A 15,311-nucleotide genomic window follows, 5' to 3' on the forward strand; every position below is an offset into this window, starting at 1 on the left:
TCCGCCGGAATGCAGAATCAGTAGCCAGCTGCTGTCGCCGAGTGGTCGCCCGGCACGCGTATGCGAGCGGACGTCGGCGCCGTCTATCCACGCTTGCACTGTTCGGTTGCGCTCGTCGTACCAGGCGCTGTCGTCGAATTCGGTTCCGGTGGAGTCGAACCAGACGAGGTCGGGATGGTCGATGCGTCGGCGCCCCTCGAAGAACTCAGGTTGCCGGAGGGCAGGTGCCGATCTGCGCAGTGCAAGTGCTCGGGAGACAAAACTGATCAGGGTGGTATCCGCACTCGACCAATCGAGTGCCCACGACTGTGCCGGCGTTGCATGCGTGGGAACGCAATACGCGTTGTTGTTGCCGCCGAGGCTGCGTCCGAACTCGTCGCCTGCGGTCAGCATCGGTGTGCCGGTGGAGAGGACGAGTGTTGCCAGGAGTGCCCGGACGTGTCGGCGACGGGCTTCGATGACGTCGCTGTCGTAACTGGGGCCTTCGATTCCGTGGTTGAACGAATCGTTGTTGTCGGCGCCGTCGCGGTTGTCCTCACCGTTGGCCTCGTTGTGTTTTGCGTTGTACGACACGAGATCGGCCGCGGTGAAGCCGTCGTGGGCGGTCACGAAATTTATCGACGCCCATGGTCGCCGGCCGTTGCCGGCAAAGACGTCCTCCGAACCCGCGAGCCGTGACGCGACCTCCCGGACACTGGAGTCGCCGTTCCAAAAGCGTCGAATACTGCTGCGGTACTTGTCATTCCACTCGGACCACTGCAAGCCGAAGTTGCCCACCTGATAGCCGTCGCCGGTGGCGTCCCACGGTTCGGCGATCAATTTGCGACGCGTCAGGACGGGGTCGGACGAGATCGCCGAGAGCACGGCAGCTCGCGAATCGAAGGCCGCGCCGCGTGGTCGTCCCAGCGCGCTGGCAAGGTCGAAACGGAAGCCGTCGACGCCCATCTCATCGGCCCAGTAGCGCAGGCTGTCGGTAATCATGCGCACCGAGACAGGGGAGGAGGCGTCGACGGTATTGCCGCACCCGGTCAGGTCGATATCGCTGCCGTTTTCGCTCAGGAGGTAGTAGCCGCGCGCATCCAATCCGCGCCAGCTGACGCTGATTCCGTCGACGCCTTGCTCACAGGTGTGGTTGTAGACGACGTCGAGAATCACTTCGATTCCGGCGTGGTGCAACGCGTCGACCATGAACCGGAACTCGGAGACCTCGTTGCCCGGGGTCGCCGCATAACCGGGGTGCGGCGCGAAGTACGACGCCGTCGAATAGCCCCAGTGATTGCGCATTCCGCGCGACCGAACGCTGTCTTCGGTCAGAAATGCTTGGACGGGAAGCAGTTCCACGGCCGTGACGCCGAGGCCTACGAGGTAGTCGACGATGGCTGGGGCTGCAAGCCCGAGATACGTTCCGCGGTGCGCGATCGGTACGTCGGGATGAGTGGCGGTGAAGGCGCCGACGTGGAGTTCGTAGATCACCGTCTCCTCCCACGGTGTCTCGAGTCGATGGTGCGGCGGTGTCAGGCCGGCCGTCACGACGCAGACGGGGACGTGGCCGAGCGAGTCGACCGTCGACGGTTCGCCGAACGGATCGTGTTGGTAGTCGCGCAGCGCTGCAGCGTCGCCGAGGTCACCTTCGATGCGGCGCGCCCACGGGTCGATCAGAAGTTTGTGGGGATTGAACCGCTGACCTGTCCGCGGACTCCACGGTCCGTCGGCGCGGACGCCGTAACGTTGCCCGGCCCCGACGCCGTTGATCACTCCGTGCCAGATTCCGTACGTGTGTTGGCGGAGGTTCACACGCTGTTCTCGGCCGGCGCTGTTGATCAGGCAGATCTGTACCGCGGTGGCGTCCGGCGAATGGACGGCAAACTGGGTTCCGCCGTCGACGACGGTCGCTCCGAGTGGGAACGGAGAACCCGGAAGTGGGGTGTGAGATTCATCTAGAGGCGACACGCAAGTAGATCCTGCCGTGGATGGCCGGAGAATGTGCGGGAAGATGGTCGGGTGCCAACACCTGATCCTGACCTGCTCATCGATTTCGACAACGTTCTCATCCGCCGCGGCGGGTCCACTCTTGTGGGTCCGGTGACGTGGAAGGTGGAGCTCGACGAGCGATGGGTGGTGCTCGGACCCAACGGTGCGGGCAAGACGTCGCTGCTGCGTATCGCGGCCGGCGAGGTGTTTCCCACCAGTGGTACCGCGCATCTGCTCGGCGAGGTGCTCGGCCGCGTCGACGTCAACGAACTCAAGCCGCGCATCGGCCTGTCGTCGTCCTCGCTGGCCAACCGGGTACCCGCCGACGAGAAGGTCAGCGACCTTGTTGTCTCGGCTGGCTATGCGGTTCTCGGCCGCTGGCGCGAGGAGTACGAGTCGATGGACACATCCCGTGCCGTCGAGATGCTCGAGAGCCTCGGCGCCGAACATCTCGCGGACCGCACGTACGGGACTCTTTCCGAGGGCGAACGTAAGCGAGTGCTCATCGCGCGTGCCCTGATGACCGATCCTGAACTGCTGTTGCTCGACGAACCCGCAGCCGGCCTCGACCTCGGTGGCCGCGAAGAACTGGTCGCCCGCCTCGCTGTACTCGCGGCCGATCCCGACGCGCCCGCCACTGTCCTGATCACCCACCACGTCGAGGAGATCCCGCCGGGATTCACTCATGCCCTCCTGCTCAAGGAAGGTGGCGTCGTGGCGCAGGGGCTGCTCGAGGACGTCATCACCGCCGAGAACCTCAGCAACGCGTTCAGTCAGTCGATCACCCTCGATCAGGTCGACGGTCGGTACTTCGCGCGTCGTACGCGAGCATCCGGAGCACACCGGGCACCCGTGACGGTGTAGGTTCCCGAAACATGGCTAACGAGTTTGCGGACGCTGTCCCCACACCCAAGGACGCATCGACGGTGATTCTGGTGCGCGACGCGGAAAACGCGGCATCGGGCATCGAGATATTCCTGCTCCAGCGGGTGAAGGGGATGGCGTTTGCCGGCGGGATGACCGTGTTCCCCGGCGGCGGCGTCGACAAGTCCGACGGCACGGCCGAGGTCGAGTGGGCGGGTCCGTCGGCGCAGTGGTGGGCGGAGCGTTTCAGCACCGATGTCGCGCGAGCGAAGGCGCTCGTGCTGGCAGCAGTTCGTGAGACGTTCGAGGAATGCGGTGTCCTGCTCGCCGGGCCGAGTGCGGATACCGTCGTCGCAGACACGTCCGGATACTCGGCGTCGCGGGTTGCTCTCGAGAACCACGAACTCACGTTCAGCGATTTCCTGAAGCAGGAGAATCTGGTTCTGCGTACAGATCTGTTGCGTCCGTGGGCGAACTGGATCACCCCGATCGGTGAGGCCCGTCGATACGACACTCGCTTCTTCGTGGCCGCCTCACCCGAGGGCCAGGTGGCCGATGGAGTTACCTCCGAGGCAGCCGAGGTTCGCTGGCAGAGTCCGCAGGACGCGCTGGACCATTGGCGCGCCGGCGACAGTATCCTGTTGCCGCCCACCTGGACTCAGCTGACGGAGTTGGCGAAGTACAACTCCGTTGCCGACGTCCTGGCGGCCGAACCCGAGATTCCGATCATCCTCCCGACGCTGTACCGCGACGAGACGACGTTCCGGATCGACTTCCCGAATCAGGATGACTACTACATCCCCGGGCCGCATCCTTGGGCTGCCCGGCCCGCCAAGTAATCTCCAGGGCATGTCTGAATTTGTAACTCTCGAGGTTTCCGACGGTATCGGCACGATCCGTCTCGCGCGCCCCCCGATGAACGCTCTGAACCGTCAGGTCCAGGACGAACTCGCGGTCGCGGCACGCGCGGCGGCAGTCGATCCGGCAGTGAAGGCCGTCATCGTCTACGGCGGCGAGAAGGTCTTTGCTGCCGGTGCAGATGTCAAGGAAATGGCCGAGATGGACTTCGCTCAGATCAGTGACGCGGTGGCCGGAATCCAAGCCGGAATCGGCGCCGTCGCCGCGATCCCGAAGCCGACCGTTGCAGCGATCACCGGCTATGCCCTTGGCGGCGGACTCGAAGTTGCACTCTCCGCGGACCGTCGTATCGCGGGAGACAATGCCAAGGTCGGCGTACCGGAGATCTTGCTCGGCATCATCCCCGGCGGCGGCGGCACCCAGCGATTGGCCCGTCTCATCGGACCGGCCAGGGCCAAGGATCTGGTGTTCACCGGTCGCTTTGTCGGCGCTGACGAGGCGTTGGCAATGGGCTTGATCGACGAGGTTGTTGCGCCGGACGACGTGTACACCGCTGCCCGGAAGTGGGCGTCGCAGTTCGTGGGCGGCGCATCGCGTGCGATTGCGGCTGCTAAGGCTGCTATCGACGAGGGCCTGAACACGGACCTGGAAACGGGCCTGAAGATCGAGCAGCATCTGTTCGCAGGACTGTTTGCGACCGAGGATCAGTCGATCGGCATGGCGTCGTTCATCGAGAACGGTCCAGGCAAGGCCGAGTTCACGGGCCGGTAGGCTTCCCTAAATTAGAACTTGTTCATCTCTTACCAGCGAGTAGGATAGCCGAATGACTGCCAGCCCCACTGACGACGACATTGCCACGCCGCCTGCTGCCGAGGAAGCAGTAATGGACCCCGCGCCGCGGCCGCACGCCACGGCCGAAGAGGTCGAGGCCGCTCGCAAGGACACCAAGCTTGCCCAGGTGCTCTACCACGACTGGGAAGCCGAGACCTACGACGACAAGTGGTCCATCTCGTACGACGAGCGCTGCATCGACTACGCCAGGGGCCGGTTCGACGCCGTCGCCGGTGATCAGCCGCTGCCGTACGAGCGGGCACTGGAACTGGGTTGCGGCACCGGCTTTTTCCTCCTCAACCTGATGCAGGGTGGGGTTGCAAAGACGGGTTCGGTCACTGACCTCTCGCCCGGCATGGTCAAGGTCGCGATGCGCAACGCCGAAAACCTCGGTCTGCCCGTCGACGGACGCGTCGCCGACGCCGAGACCATTCCCTACGAGGACAACACCTTCGACCTCGTGGTCGGACACGCTGTGCTGCACCACATTCCCGACGTGGAGAAGTCGCTGCGCGAGGTTCTTCGTGTCCTCAAGCCCGGTGGACGCTTTGTCTTCGCGGGGGAGCCGACCACCGTCGGTAACTTCTACGCTCGCTGGCTCGGCCGCGCGACGTGGGAAGCCACCACCACGGTGACCAAGCTGCCTTTCCTCGCCGACTGGCGTCGTCCGCAGGAGGAGCTCGACGAATCCTCCCGCGCAGCGGCCCTCGAAGCTGTTGTCGACATTCACACGTTCGACCCGACGGACCTCGAGAACATGGCGAAGTCCGCAGGCGCCGACCAGGTTCACGCCGCCACCGAAGAATTTGCCGCAGCACTGCTCGGGTGGCCGGTTCGCACCTTCGAAGCCGCAGTTCCGCAGGAAAAGCTCGGTTGGGGCTGGGGGCGCTTCGCTTTCGGTGGTTGGAAGACCCTCAGTTGGGTCGACGAGAAGATTCTGCGTCACGTCGTACCGCGCGGCTTCTTCTACAACGTCATGATCACCGGCGTAAAGCCAGGCAACTGAAACATTGGGTTATGACTTCACCCTCGCTGACATCGCCTATCTGGAAAGTGATTCCGGCATAGCGGCATTGGCCGAGATGGAACAGTTCGAGCTGTCCACGCGTACGCGTCTGGCCGACATCGGCCGGGCGCGTACGCGTTTCGGCGACCACATGCCCGCGCTTGTCGACACGGTTCTGCTGCGCCGAAAGGCGGCTGCAAAACTCCCCGGCAGCGGGGGCTGGTTGTTCACCGACGACGCGATGCAGCAGGCCACCCCGGCGGCTGTCGCAGATCACCGTGCGAAGCGACTTGTCGGGCGCACGGTGCACGACGTGACGTGTTCCATCGGTGCGGAACTGCACGCCCTCACCGGCGTTGCGGATCGGGTAATCGGTAGTGACATCGACGCCGTCCGTTTGGCGATGGCCCGTCACAACGTGCCGTCGGCGGCGCTGTTGCGGGCTGATGCTTTGCGTCCGACAACGCGCGGCACCGTGATCCTTGCCGACCCGGCACGCCGTTCGGGTGGACGGCGAACACACGATCCGGCCGCATTGATGCCGCCGCTCCCGGATCTGCTCGATGCGTACGACGGCCGCGACATTGCTGTGAAGTGTGCTCCCGGACTCGATTTCGACAACCTCGGCTGGAACGGCGAGGTCGAGGTCGTCTCACTCGACGGCGGTGTCAAAGAGGCCTGTCTGTGGTCGGCGGGACTTACCGAGGCGGGCGTGACCCGTCGGGCATCGGTACTGCGGTCCGACGGCACCGGGTGGTCGGTGACCGACGCCGAGGACGACATCATCCCCGAGCAGGAACCGGGGGAGTGGATCATCGACCCGGACGGCGCCGTCGTTCGCGCGGGCCTGGTGCGCCACTACGCGGCCAGACATGGTCTGTGGCAAATGGACCCACGGATTGCGTATCTCACCGGAAACAGCATCCCCGAGGGTGTTCGCGGATTCCGGATTCTCGAACAGATCAAGTACTCCGAAAAGCTGTTGAAGCAGACACTCTCGAAGCGCGACTGCGGCGTCGTCGAGATCCTGGTTCGTGGTGTCGACGTCGATCCGGCAGTGCTGCGTCCACGGCTCAAACTCAAGGGTTCTGTGTCGCTGAGTGTGGTGATCGTGCGCATCGGACGCTCGGCGTCGGCCTTCATCTGTGAGGCGTCGCGCTAGCCCTGAGTCGTCGCACAGCTCACTTGAAGACGAACAGCTCACCGATTGCGCTGGGCGTCAACACTTCACCGTTCGGGCCGACGGAGGTGCCGACGGTGAAGCCGACCGCGCCTGGCAGGGTGTTCTGAGCAACGGTTTCACCGGATCGGGTGTCGAACGTGATCAGGCTCAGCCCGTTGTCGCCTTCGCGGACGACGGTGTACCCGGTGTCCCCGGCAGTTTGAGCCGGAACACCCAGCTGCAGTAGATCCTTGCGCTCCCAGACGAGTTCGGCGTGATCGCCCTTGTCCTGGACGGCAAGCAGGTGACCGTCGGCAGCTCCGGCGGGGATGATCAACCCGTCGTCGGAGGTGGAGGGGCTACCCGCGGAGTTGAAGCCGATGTCGTAACTCCACACCGGGTCGCCGGTTGCGGCATCGATCGCCCACAGCGTTCCGTTGTTGTCGGTGGTGTAGACGGTCTTTCCGTCCTTCGACAGGTCCGGGCTCGACGCGGTTCCGCCGGGCAGTGCGTCGGTGGACCACTCTGGGGTGATCGAGGGATTGTCGCCGCCTGTGTACTTCATGGCGACCAGATCGGCGGCCTGGGAGTTGGGCCCGTAGAACGTGAAGTAGAACGTGCCGCTTTCCAGATCGATTGCGGGGGTGTTTGCCACCGGGCAGCCCGACGTGCCGAGGAAGCACTCGTCGAGTCCCTGGTTGTCGGGAATGAGTTCGGCGTTGGTCTGCTGCTCGAACGTCGGCGGCGGAATCAAATTGAACGACGAGACAACCTTTGCGCCGGTCTGGGGATTGAGAACATTGATCTGACCGAGCTGCGTGATGAACAGCAGGTTGCCGTCGCCCGTGAACTGCGCCGACAGGGGAGTGCCGACAACAAGTGTGCGCCAACGCAACTGGCCGTTGCGGGTGTACGACGCCATCGCCCCGCTTTCACCCACGTAGACGTTGGTCGCGGTGTCCACGATGGGCGTCGACGCGGCAACGCCGTCGTTCATCCGGGTGCACCACACCTTGCGGCCGGTGTCGAGCTGAAACGAGAAGAGGTTGCAGCCGTTCTCGGCGCGCGCCGTCACGAAACTCTGGCCGTTTGCTCCCACGGACGCATACGCGGCAATGGGGCCGCCGAGTGGACGCGACCACGCGAACTCGAGATCGCGAGATCCCGTGACCTCGCTGGTGTCGCTGTTTCGGGCGTCGGCGTGCATCGCCGGCCAACCGGCAGTTGCGTAGCGGTCGACGACGGAACTCTCGCTTCCACAGCCGGCAGCCATCACCGTAGCGATCGCCGCCATCACCATCACGGACGACCGTAGGACCCGCCGCATCTCACATCTCCCTGCCGCTCGCGAAAGTAGTTCGGACCAGAGACTATCCCGCCGTAGGCAACGTGACGGGGCACACCCCGAGGGTCGGTGCGTCGACTGCCCGTACTCTGAATACTCATGACGAGCATGTGGGGCGCACCGTTGCGCACTCGGTGGCGGGGATCACGCCGAAACGACAGCGATCAGGCCAAGTTCCTGACCGTCGATTCCCTCAAATGGGTTCTGGCGAACAAGGCATATACCCCCTGGTACCTGGTGCGGTACTACCGTCTTGCCAAGTTCAAGATGGCCAATCCGCACGTGATTCTGCGCGGCATGGTGTTTCTCGGCAAGAACGTCGAAATCCACTCGACTCCCGATCTGTCCCGCCTCGAAATCGGGCGCTGGGTCCACATCGGTGACGGCAACGCGATCCGCTGCCACGAAGGCTCCTTGCGCATCGGAGACAAAGTGGTCTTCGGCAAGGACAACGTCGTCAACACGTACCTCGACATCGAAATCGGCGCCTCGACGCTGGTTGCCGACTGGTGCTACATCTGCGACTTCGACCACCGCATGGACGACGTCAACACTCCCATCAAGGATCAGGGCATCGTGAAGGGCCCCGTGCGCATCGGTCCGGACACCTGGGTTGCCGCGAAGGTCACCGTCCTGCGTAACACCCGCGTCGGTCGGGGTTGTGTTCTCGGAGCGCACGCCGTAGTCAAGGGCGACATCCCGGACTACAGCATCGCCGTCGGTTCCCCGGCCAAGGTCGTCAAGAACCGTAAGGCCGACTGGGAAGCGGGCGCAGCGGACCGTGCCGAGTACATCGCGGCCCTCGAAGACATCGCGCGGAAGAAGGCAGCCGCCGAGGCGGACAAATCTGTCAAGAAGTAGAGCGTGACGCTCGGGAGGGGAGTGCGGCATGAGCGAACAGACACCCGATTGGGTTGTGGAGCACCGACGCGAGTTGGTGACCTTCCTGGACGGTCTCACCACTTCGCAATGGGACACACTCTCGCTGTGTGAGGGGTGGCGTGTGCGTGAAGTGGTCGCGCACATCACCATGCCGTACCGTTATCCCGCTTCGCGATTCGTACTCGAAATGGTGAAATCGCGCGGCAACTTCAACCGCATGTCCAACCGCCGTGCGCTTGCGGACGCACGCGATCTGACCGAGCAACAGCTGCTTGGCTCCCTGCGCGAGCACGTCGCATACCCCTGGAAGCCGCCCGGTGGCGGCTTCGACGGGGCGCTGTCCCACGACGTCATTCACGGCCAGGACATCCGCGTTGCCCTCGGCGACGACTACGTCGTACCGGAGGACCGCCTCAGTCGTGTTCTGGGCGGCTTGTCACCCAAGAACGTGAAGTACTTCGGCGCGGACCTCGAAGGCGTGCGTCTGCGCGCTGACGACCGGGACTGGGAATTCGGCGCAGGCGCCGAAGTGCACGGCGCTGCACAGGACTTGCTGATGGTGCTGTGTGGCCGCATCCTGCCGCCGGGCCATCTGCTCGGCGACGCGCGGATGCGGTTCACGTCAGCGTCCGGGTAGGGGGCGCTCCGGAATCACCGGGCGGGCCAGGGGATGGCGCACCCGACGCTTGGCTCCCGCGTACACGTGCGCGGTTTCTTCAGCCACTTGGTGCCAGTCGAAGTCCGAGGTGAGGCGCGCCCGCGCTGCGACGGCGCGTTCCTGAGCGCCCGCCGGATCGTCGAGCACTTCGCGTACGGCCGACGTCAGTCCCGCAACATCGCCGGGTTGGAACGACATGCCGGTTACGCCGTCGACAACGGCTTCGCCCAATCCACCTGCAGTAGAAGTAATCAGCGGTGTACCGGCTGCTGCGGCTTCGAGAGCGATGATGCCGAACGGTTCGTACCGTGACGGCAGAACTATGGCGTCGGCGCCGTGCAGCCAACTCAGAAGCTCGGAGTGGTCGAGGTTGCCGAGAAAGTTGACCGACCGCACGACGCGATGGGTGCGCGCCTGTTCGGCGAGCCAGCCGAACTGAGTGCCCTCGCCCGCGACAGCGAGTGTGGTGCCGGGATGGCTACGACGGATTCGTGGCAGCGCAGCAATAGCGTCCTGGACACCTTTCTCGTATTCGAGGCGTCCGACAAAGAGTAGTTTCGGTGGCCCCGACCTCGGTGCACGTTCGCGAAAGTTCCACGTGGTCAGGTCAATTCCGTTGCGGATGACCGTGAGCGGCGGCAGTGAAGGGCCGTAGAGCTCGGTAACCTCGTCCTGCATTGACGCGGAACATGTTATGAGAGCGTCGGATTCGTTGGCCAGCCACCATTCGACGGAATGGACCTGACGGTTGATGCGTCCGGAGATCCAGCCGCTGTGCCGGCCGGCTTCCGTGGCGTGGAGCGTGGAAACCAGTGGCACATCGTAGAATTCGGCCAAGGCGATTGCGGGGTGAGCGACCAGCCAGTCGTGGGCGTGAACCACGTCAGGCTGCCAGCCTTCGCCGACGCCGGGCTTGTGCAGCGCCGTTCCGGCTCTGACCATCGCGTGACCCATCGCGAGTGTCCAGGCGAGCATGTCCTCGCCGAACACGAAGTGTGCTGGGTCCTCGGCAACCGCGACGACTAGCACGCCTTCGGAGATGTGCGTGACCGTCGGGTGCGTCGACGCGTCGGTACCGGACGGACGACGCGACAGAACAACCACCTCGTGCCCGGCCGCGGCCAGTTCGGTGGCGAGATGGTGGACGTGCCGACCCAGTCCGCCGACCACAACCGGGGGGTATTCCCACGAAACGATGAGAATTTTCACGAGATGCTCCCGTTTGCCAGTTCGCGCTGGCGCAGACGCCGTGCGTCGAGGCCGGGGAACAGGCCGTCCGCGCGATTCCAGCCGTCGGCGAGGCGGGTGGCAACCGCATCCCTGCCGGAGACCACGGCGTCGGCGATCTCCCTGGTTGCGTGAGCGTGCTTGTGTGCGCGTTCGCGCGCATACCCCGCTGCGGAATCCTTGCTCACCATGAACGCCCAATCGCTCGACACTGTCATCAGTGTCTCCCGAAGCACCTGATCGTTTACCCGGTTTCGCAGTTCCGGACGTCCGGGGACATTGTCGTGCCCACGAGACTTGTCCACCGCATTCAGTGCCGTGTCGACAACTTCGGTGTTGAGTTGCACGAGATCACTGACCTGATCGCCCGCCCACACTCGCCAGTCCTTGCCAGATCCCCACGACGAATCCTCCAGTTGCACAGGCTTACCCACGTATCCGGCGGCCTGCGCATCGCCTAGGGTTCCGACGCGGATGCCCGCCTCTGGTAGGGCGCGCAGAACCTTTTCGAGCCACTGCGGACCCTCGTACCACCAGTGCCCGAACAGCTCGGTGTCGAATGCCGCGACCACCAGTGCGTCGCGCCCGATGCGCGCGGATTCCGATCGCAGTCGCGCACGGACGGCCTCGACGAAGTCGGTGACATGCTTGTCGACGGCGGCCGCTGCGAGGTCCGGATCGTAGGGAGCCTTGTCAGCGGAGTCGACCGTTCGGCCGGTGACCCGGGACGGTTTCAGGCCGGTCTCGTGGTCGTACGTGTGGAAATCGCGGTACGCGCCGTGGCCGGGATATCCGGATTTCGGAGACCAGACGCGGTAGCTGACCTGCAGGTCGCGGCCGAAGGCCACGACATCGGAGTCGCGGACCGGGCGGCCGAGGGTGGTGTCACCGCGCAGGGCAGGGCCGTCGACCATGAAGTGTGTGACGCCGGCTTCGGCGTACCCACGTTCCATGCCGGGGGTGTACCCGCATTCGGGTCCCCAAATGCCGGTGGGAGTGTGGTTCCACCGCGCCTGAGCGTCGGCGAGGCCCTCGCGGAGGGAGAACGCGCGCAGCCGAGGATCGAGAAGCGGCTGGAACGGATGAGCCAGCGGGCCCCCGAGCAATTCGAAGGCGCCGCGGTCGATGAGATCGCGGAAAACCGGGGAAGCGCCGTGCTGCCAACGGGTTTCGAAGTCTTCCAATGCTGCGGCAGACGCACGGTGCTCGCGCGCGCCGAGTTCACGGTGCGCCGCGTCGGGCATCCCGGCCGCTTCGTGCGCGCGGATCTGCCAATTGCCGAGCCAGTGGTGCATCCCGGCGAGGCAGTGTGGATCGTCGAGCTGTGCCGCGAGTACCGGCGTGATTCCCAGCGTCAGAAGGTTGGATCGACCTTCGTCGGCGAGGCGTCGTAGCGCCGCTGTGAGGGGGAGGTACGACCCGGCCCACGACTGGTAGAGCCATTCTTCGCCGACGGGCCATCGCCCGTGGTTGGCGAGCCACGGCAGGTGCGAGTGCAGGACCAGGGCGAACATCCCCGGTTCTTGGACGGGTGTTGCGTTACTCACTCGGCAGGATCTTTCACTGCGGGGTCTTTGACAGCGGCGTCTTTCACGGCAATTGCGACGAGGTCGAGGCTTGCGTCGATGTCGGGGACGGCGAGCGTGAAGTCGTCCACGGTGATGCCTTCGACGTCGCGGGTCAGGTCCGCCGGCCATGGCTCACCGGCGAGGGCACGGTCGATCTGCGCATTGATGAACGATCCGCCGTGTTTGGCGTCGAGGTCCTTCAGTCGCGGGCCGTGATGGACACCCGTCATGAGTTGGACGCGGAATCCGGCGTCGACCAGGAGTTCCGTCATCTCGTCTGCGTTGAGTTCGCGGGTGTGAAACGGGTTGAGCGGTGTGTCCCGGCCGGGGGAGAATGTGATCCGATTGGGGGTGCTGATGAGAAGTTCGCCGCCAGGAGCCAAGACTCGGAAGCACTCGCGCAGGAATTGTCCCTGGTCCCACAGGTGCTCGATTACCTGGAAGTTCACTACTACGTCCACCGAATTGTCTTCGAGTGGCAATTCGGCGAGATTGCCGTGGACCATCTCGACGCGGGGGTAACGAGCGCGGACGTGTTCGACGGCGGAGATGTCGTAATCGAGACCGGTGACCTTTGTGGCGACATCGGCAATCATGTTGGCGCCGTAGCCTTCTCCGGAACCGGCTTCGAGCACGCGGCGATCGGTGCAGCGTTCCAGCAACGCGCGGTAGACAACTTCGTGGCGCCGGAACCAGTAGTTCTCCTCGGGAATTCCCGGCACAGTTCGTTCGCCCGTCAGGGGCAGGGGTGCGTCCTCGTGGTTGCTGACACTTGTTTCACTCACCTCTGGGAGATTAGTGCCAAACGGATAGAACGTGTTCACGTGGTCCAGATCACAGCGATAATTTGCACTCCGTGCCGTTATGGTGAGGGTGGTTCCACGTTAAGTTACCGACGGGTAACTTAACGTGAGGTAATCTAACGCACAGCCGACGTGAGACGAGAAATCCATTTGCGGAATCCCTCGGCCTGCGCGTAGCAACACAGACGATTTATCAGGTGAAATACACACAGGAGGTCGACGAAGACCCATGACGAATATCGTTGTTTTGATCAAGCAGGTCCCCGACACATGGTCCGAGCGCAAGCTGACCGACGGCGACTACACGCTTGACCGTGAAGCCGCAGACGCAGTGCTCGACGAGATCAACGAGCGCTCCGTCGAAGAAGCACTCCTCATCAAGGAAGCTCAGGGCGGTGAGGTGACGGTGCTGTCCGCAGGCCCCGACCGCGCCACCGACGCTATCCGCAAGGCACTGTCGATGGGCGCCGACAAGGCTGTCCACATCAACGACCCCGCGCTGCACGGCTCCGACGCCATCCAGACCGCGTGGACCCTCGCAGCCGCACTCGGACAGATCACGTTCGAGAACGAAGAGCCTGCAGACCTGATCATCGCCGGCAACGAGGCCACTGACGGCCGTGTCGGCGCTGTTCCGGCCATCATTGCCGAGTACCTGGGCATTCCGCAGCTCACGCAGCTGCGCAAGCTCGTCGTCGCTGACGGCACCGTCACCGGTGAGCGCGAGACCGACGAGGGCGTTTTCGGCCTCGAGGCTTCGCTGCCCGCAATCGTCTCGGTCACCGAGAAGATCAACGAGCCGCGCTTCCCCTCCTTCAAGGGCATCATGGCCGCGAAGAAGAAGGAAGTTCTCGTCTACACACTGGCCGACCTCGGTGTCGACCCGGAGACCGTGGGTGTTGCCAACGCCGGCACGACCGTGACCTCCTCCACTCCGAAGCCCCCCCGCACCGCTGGTGAGCGCATCGCCGACGAGGGAGACGGTGGCACCAAGATTGCCGCGTACCTCGTCAGCAACAAGGTCATCTGATCGCGCCCTTCTAGGCAACCAGCAGAAAAACTCAGGGAGAGTTAAGTCATGGCAGAAGTACTTGTGCTCGTAGAGCACGCAGAAGGTGCGCTGAAGAAGGTCAGCACCGAACTCATCACCGCTGCACGCGCACTCGGTGAGCCGTCGGCAGTTGTCGCCGGCCCCGCCGGCACCGCAGCCAAGCTCGCCGACGCACTGGCAGCAGCCGGCGCAGAGAAGATCTACGTCGCCGAGTCCGACGACATCGAGGGCTACCTCGTCACCCCCAAGGTCGACGTTCTCGCCGCACTCGTCGAGTCCACCAGCCCCGCAGCGGTCATCACCGCAGCCGGCACCGAGGGCAAAGAGGTTGCCGGTCGTCTGGCCGCACGTCTGGGCTCCGGTCTGCTGACCGACGTCATCGAGATCAAGGCCGACGGAACCGGCGTCCACTCCATCTTCGGTGGCGCGTTCACCGTCGAGGCCAAGGCAAACGGCGACGTCCCCGTCTACTCGGTTCGCCCGGGTGCAGTCGAAGCAGCTCCGCAGGCCGGCGCCGGCGAGCAGATCGCTGTCGAGGTTCCGGCTCAGGACGAGAGTGCCGTCAAGGTCACCTCGCGTGAGCCGATCGTCGGTGGCGACCGCCCCGAGCTCACCGAAGCCAGCGTTGTGGTTTCCGGTGGACGTGGCGTCGGCAGCGCCGACAAGTTCTCCGTCGTCGAAGAGCTCGCCGATTCCCTCGGCGCAGCAGTCGGCGCTTCGCGTGCGGCTGTGGACTCGGGTTACTACCCCGGACAGTTCCAGGTCGGTCAGACCGGTAAGACGGTCTCCCCGCAGCTGTACATCGCACTCGGCATTTCCGGTGCCATCCAGCACCGCGCCGGCATGCAGACGTCCAAGACCATCGTCGCGGTCAACAAGGACGAAGAGGCACCCATCTTCGAGATCGCCGACTTCGGCATCGTGGGCGACCTGTTCAACGTCGCACCGCAGCTCACCGAGGCTGTGAAGGCTCACAAGGGCTAAAAAGCACCACCTGCTGTGCGCCCTTATCAACCCCCAGCGGTTGATAAGGGCGCACAGTGCTTTATTCACCCGGCCTGCATCGGCGCGTCACTTTGCTGATG

Annotated in this window: 13 protein-coding genes and 1 pseudogene; 9 read left to right on the plus strand and 5 right to left on the minus strand. The window is 64.3% G+C overall.

Annotated features, from left to right (window positions below):
* Positions 1-9: 9 nt before the first annotated feature.
* A pseudogene (gene glgX / locus R4P64_RS07390) lies at positions 10-1,950 on the minus strand (glycogen debranching protein GlgX); the annotation flags it as partial.
* A 33-nt stretch (positions 1,951-1,983) separates the two neighbouring features.
* On the opposite strand from glgX, the gene R4P64_RS07395 reads away from it, so the two are divergent.
* Genes R4P64_RS07395 through R4P64_RS07415 form a run of 5 tightly spaced genes read left to right on the plus strand, consistent with a single transcriptional unit; the run spans position 1,984 to position 6,692 of the window.
* Positions 1,984-2,835 carry an ABC transporter ATP-binding protein gene (locus tag R4P64_RS07395; protein ID WP_033231090.1) on the plus strand — a complete coding sequence of 284 codons (852 nt, stop codon included), beginning with the start codon at positions 1,984-1,986 and terminating at the stop codon, positions 2,833-2,835.
* An 11-nt stretch (positions 2,836-2,846) separates the two neighbouring features.
* A complete protein-coding gene (locus tag R4P64_RS07400) occupies positions 2,847-3,674 on the plus strand; it encodes an NUDIX hydrolase (protein WP_033231089.1) in 828 nt (275 codons plus the stop codon).
* 10 nt (positions 3,675-3,684) lie between these two features.
* Positions 3,685-4,464, plus strand: coding sequence for an enoyl-CoA hydratase/isomerase family protein (locus R4P64_RS07405; RefSeq protein ID WP_317820032.1), 780 nt, complete (start codon positions 3,685-3,687; stop codon positions 4,462-4,464).
* A 52-nt stretch (positions 4,465-4,516) separates the two neighbouring features.
* Positions 4,517-5,530 (plus strand): class I SAM-dependent methyltransferase, encoded by a 1,014-nt coding sequence (locus tag R4P64_RS07410; protein ID WP_372472364.1) that lies wholly within the window; start codon positions 4,517-4,519, stop codon positions 5,528-5,530.
* Between the two features lie 4 nt (positions 5,531-5,534).
* A complete protein-coding gene (locus tag R4P64_RS07415) occupies positions 5,535-6,692 on the plus strand; it encodes a THUMP-like domain-containing protein (protein ID WP_317820033.1) in 1,158 nt (385 codons plus the stop codon).
* A 19-nt stretch (positions 6,693-6,711) separates the two neighbouring features.
* On the opposite strand, the gene R4P64_RS07420 is transcribed toward R4P64_RS07415, so the two are convergent.
* Complete coding sequence (locus R4P64_RS07420; protein WP_287162655.1) at positions 6,712-8,019, minus strand: PQQ-binding-like beta-propeller repeat protein; 1,308 nt, start codon at positions 8,017-8,019, stop codon at positions 6,712-6,714.
* A 117-nt stretch (positions 8,020-8,136) separates the two neighbouring features.
* Between R4P64_RS07420 and R4P64_RS07425 the strand changes: the two genes are divergently transcribed.
* Together R4P64_RS07425 and R4P64_RS07430 are read left to right on the plus strand one after the other, a co-directional pair.
* A complete protein-coding gene (locus tag R4P64_RS07425; protein WP_033231084.1) occupies positions 8,137-8,898 on the plus strand; it encodes an acyltransferase in 762 nt (253 codons plus the stop codon).
* A 28-nt stretch (positions 8,899-8,926) separates the two neighbouring features.
* A complete protein-coding gene (locus R4P64_RS07430; RefSeq protein WP_287162657.1) occupies positions 8,927-9,556 on the plus strand; it encodes a maleylpyruvate isomerase family mycothiol-dependent enzyme in 630 nt (209 codons plus the stop codon).
* Here the strand turns inward: R4P64_RS07430 and R4P64_RS07435 are convergent.
* From R4P64_RS07435 to R4P64_RS07445, 3 genes are read right to left on the minus strand one after another with little or no spacing between them, the layout of a single operon-like run.
* Positions 9,542-10,786, minus strand: a complete 1,245-nt coding sequence (locus R4P64_RS07435) for a glycosyltransferase family 4 protein (RefSeq protein ID WP_033231082.1) — start codon at positions 10,784-10,786, stop codon at positions 9,542-9,544. The two genes, R4P64_RS07430 and R4P64_RS07435, sit on opposite strands and share 15 nt — an antisense overlap.
* Complete coding sequence (locus R4P64_RS07440) at positions 10,783-12,318, minus strand: glycoside hydrolase family 57 protein (protein ID WP_317820518.1); 1,536 nt, start codon at positions 12,316-12,318, stop codon at positions 10,783-10,785. The genes R4P64_RS07435 and R4P64_RS07440 overlap by 4 nt, the downstream gene beginning before the upstream one ends.
* A 29-nt stretch (positions 12,319-12,347) precedes the next feature.
* Positions 12,348-13,157, minus strand: a complete 810-nt coding sequence (locus R4P64_RS07445; RefSeq protein WP_045070389.1) for a class I SAM-dependent methyltransferase — start codon at positions 13,155-13,157, stop codon at positions 12,348-12,350.
* Positions 13,158-13,404: 247 nt separating this feature from the next.
* Here R4P64_RS07445 and R4P64_RS07450 point away from each other — a divergent pair, with 247 nt between their 5' ends.
* Together R4P64_RS07450 and R4P64_RS07455 are read left to right on the plus strand one after the other, a co-directional pair.
* On the plus strand, positions 13,405-14,205 hold the full coding sequence (locus tag R4P64_RS07450) for an electron transfer flavoprotein subunit beta/FixA family protein (protein WP_033231080.1): 801 nt from the start codon (positions 13,405-13,407) through the stop codon (positions 14,203-14,205).
* A gap of 48 nt (positions 14,206-14,253) precedes the next feature.
* Positions 14,254-15,210, plus strand: a complete 957-nt coding sequence (locus R4P64_RS07455) for an electron transfer flavoprotein subunit alpha/FixB family protein (RefSeq protein WP_045070388.1) — start codon at positions 14,254-14,256, stop codon at positions 15,208-15,210.
* Positions 15,211-15,311 lie beyond the last annotated feature (101 nt).

Origin of the sequence: Rhodococcus sp. IEGM 1366, from assembly GCF_033142425.1 — a bacterium.
In the GTDB taxonomy this organism is placed as follows: Bacteria; Actinomycetota; Actinomycetes; order Mycobacteriales; family Mycobacteriaceae; genus Rhodococcus_F; species Rhodococcus_F globerula.

What these genes read in the sequence shown, in the direction of transcription:
- R4P64_RS07400 (WP_033231089.1), top strand. Translation starts at nt 2,847, where the DNA reads ATGGCTAACGAGTTTGCGGACGCTGTCCCCACACCCAAGGACGCATCG.
- R4P64_RS07405 (WP_317820032.1), top strand. Translation starts at nt 3,685, where the DNA reads ATGTCTGAATTTGTAACTCTCGAGGTTTCCGACGGTATCGGCACGATC.
- R4P64_RS07410 (WP_372472364.1), top strand. Translation starts at nt 4,517, where the DNA reads ATGACTGCCAGCCCCACTGACGACGACATTGCCACGCCGCCTGCTGCC.
- R4P64_RS07440 (WP_317820518.1), bottom strand. Translation starts at nt 12,318, where the DNA reads ATGTTCGCCCTGGTCCTGCACTCGCACCTGCCGTGGCTCGCCAACCAC.
- R4P64_RS07420 (WP_287162655.1), bottom strand. Translation starts at nt 8,019, where the DNA reads ATGCGGCGGGTCCTACGGTCGTCCGTGATGGTGATGGCGGCGATCGCT.
- R4P64_RS07430 (WP_287162657.1), top strand. Translation starts at nt 8,927, where the DNA reads ATGAGCGAACAGACACCCGATTGGGTTGTGGAGCACCGACGCGAGTTG.
- R4P64_RS07455 (WP_045070388.1), top strand. Translation starts at nt 14,254, where the DNA reads ATGGCAGAAGTACTTGTGCTCGTAGAGCACGCAGAAGGTGCGCTGAAG.
- R4P64_RS07425 (WP_033231084.1), top strand. Translation starts at nt 8,137, where the DNA reads ATGACGAGCATGTGGGGCGCACCGTTGCGCACTCGGTGGCGGGGATCA.
- R4P64_RS07450 (WP_033231080.1), top strand. Translation starts at nt 13,405, where the DNA reads ATGACGAATATCGTTGTTTTGATCAAGCAGGTCCCCGACACATGGTCC.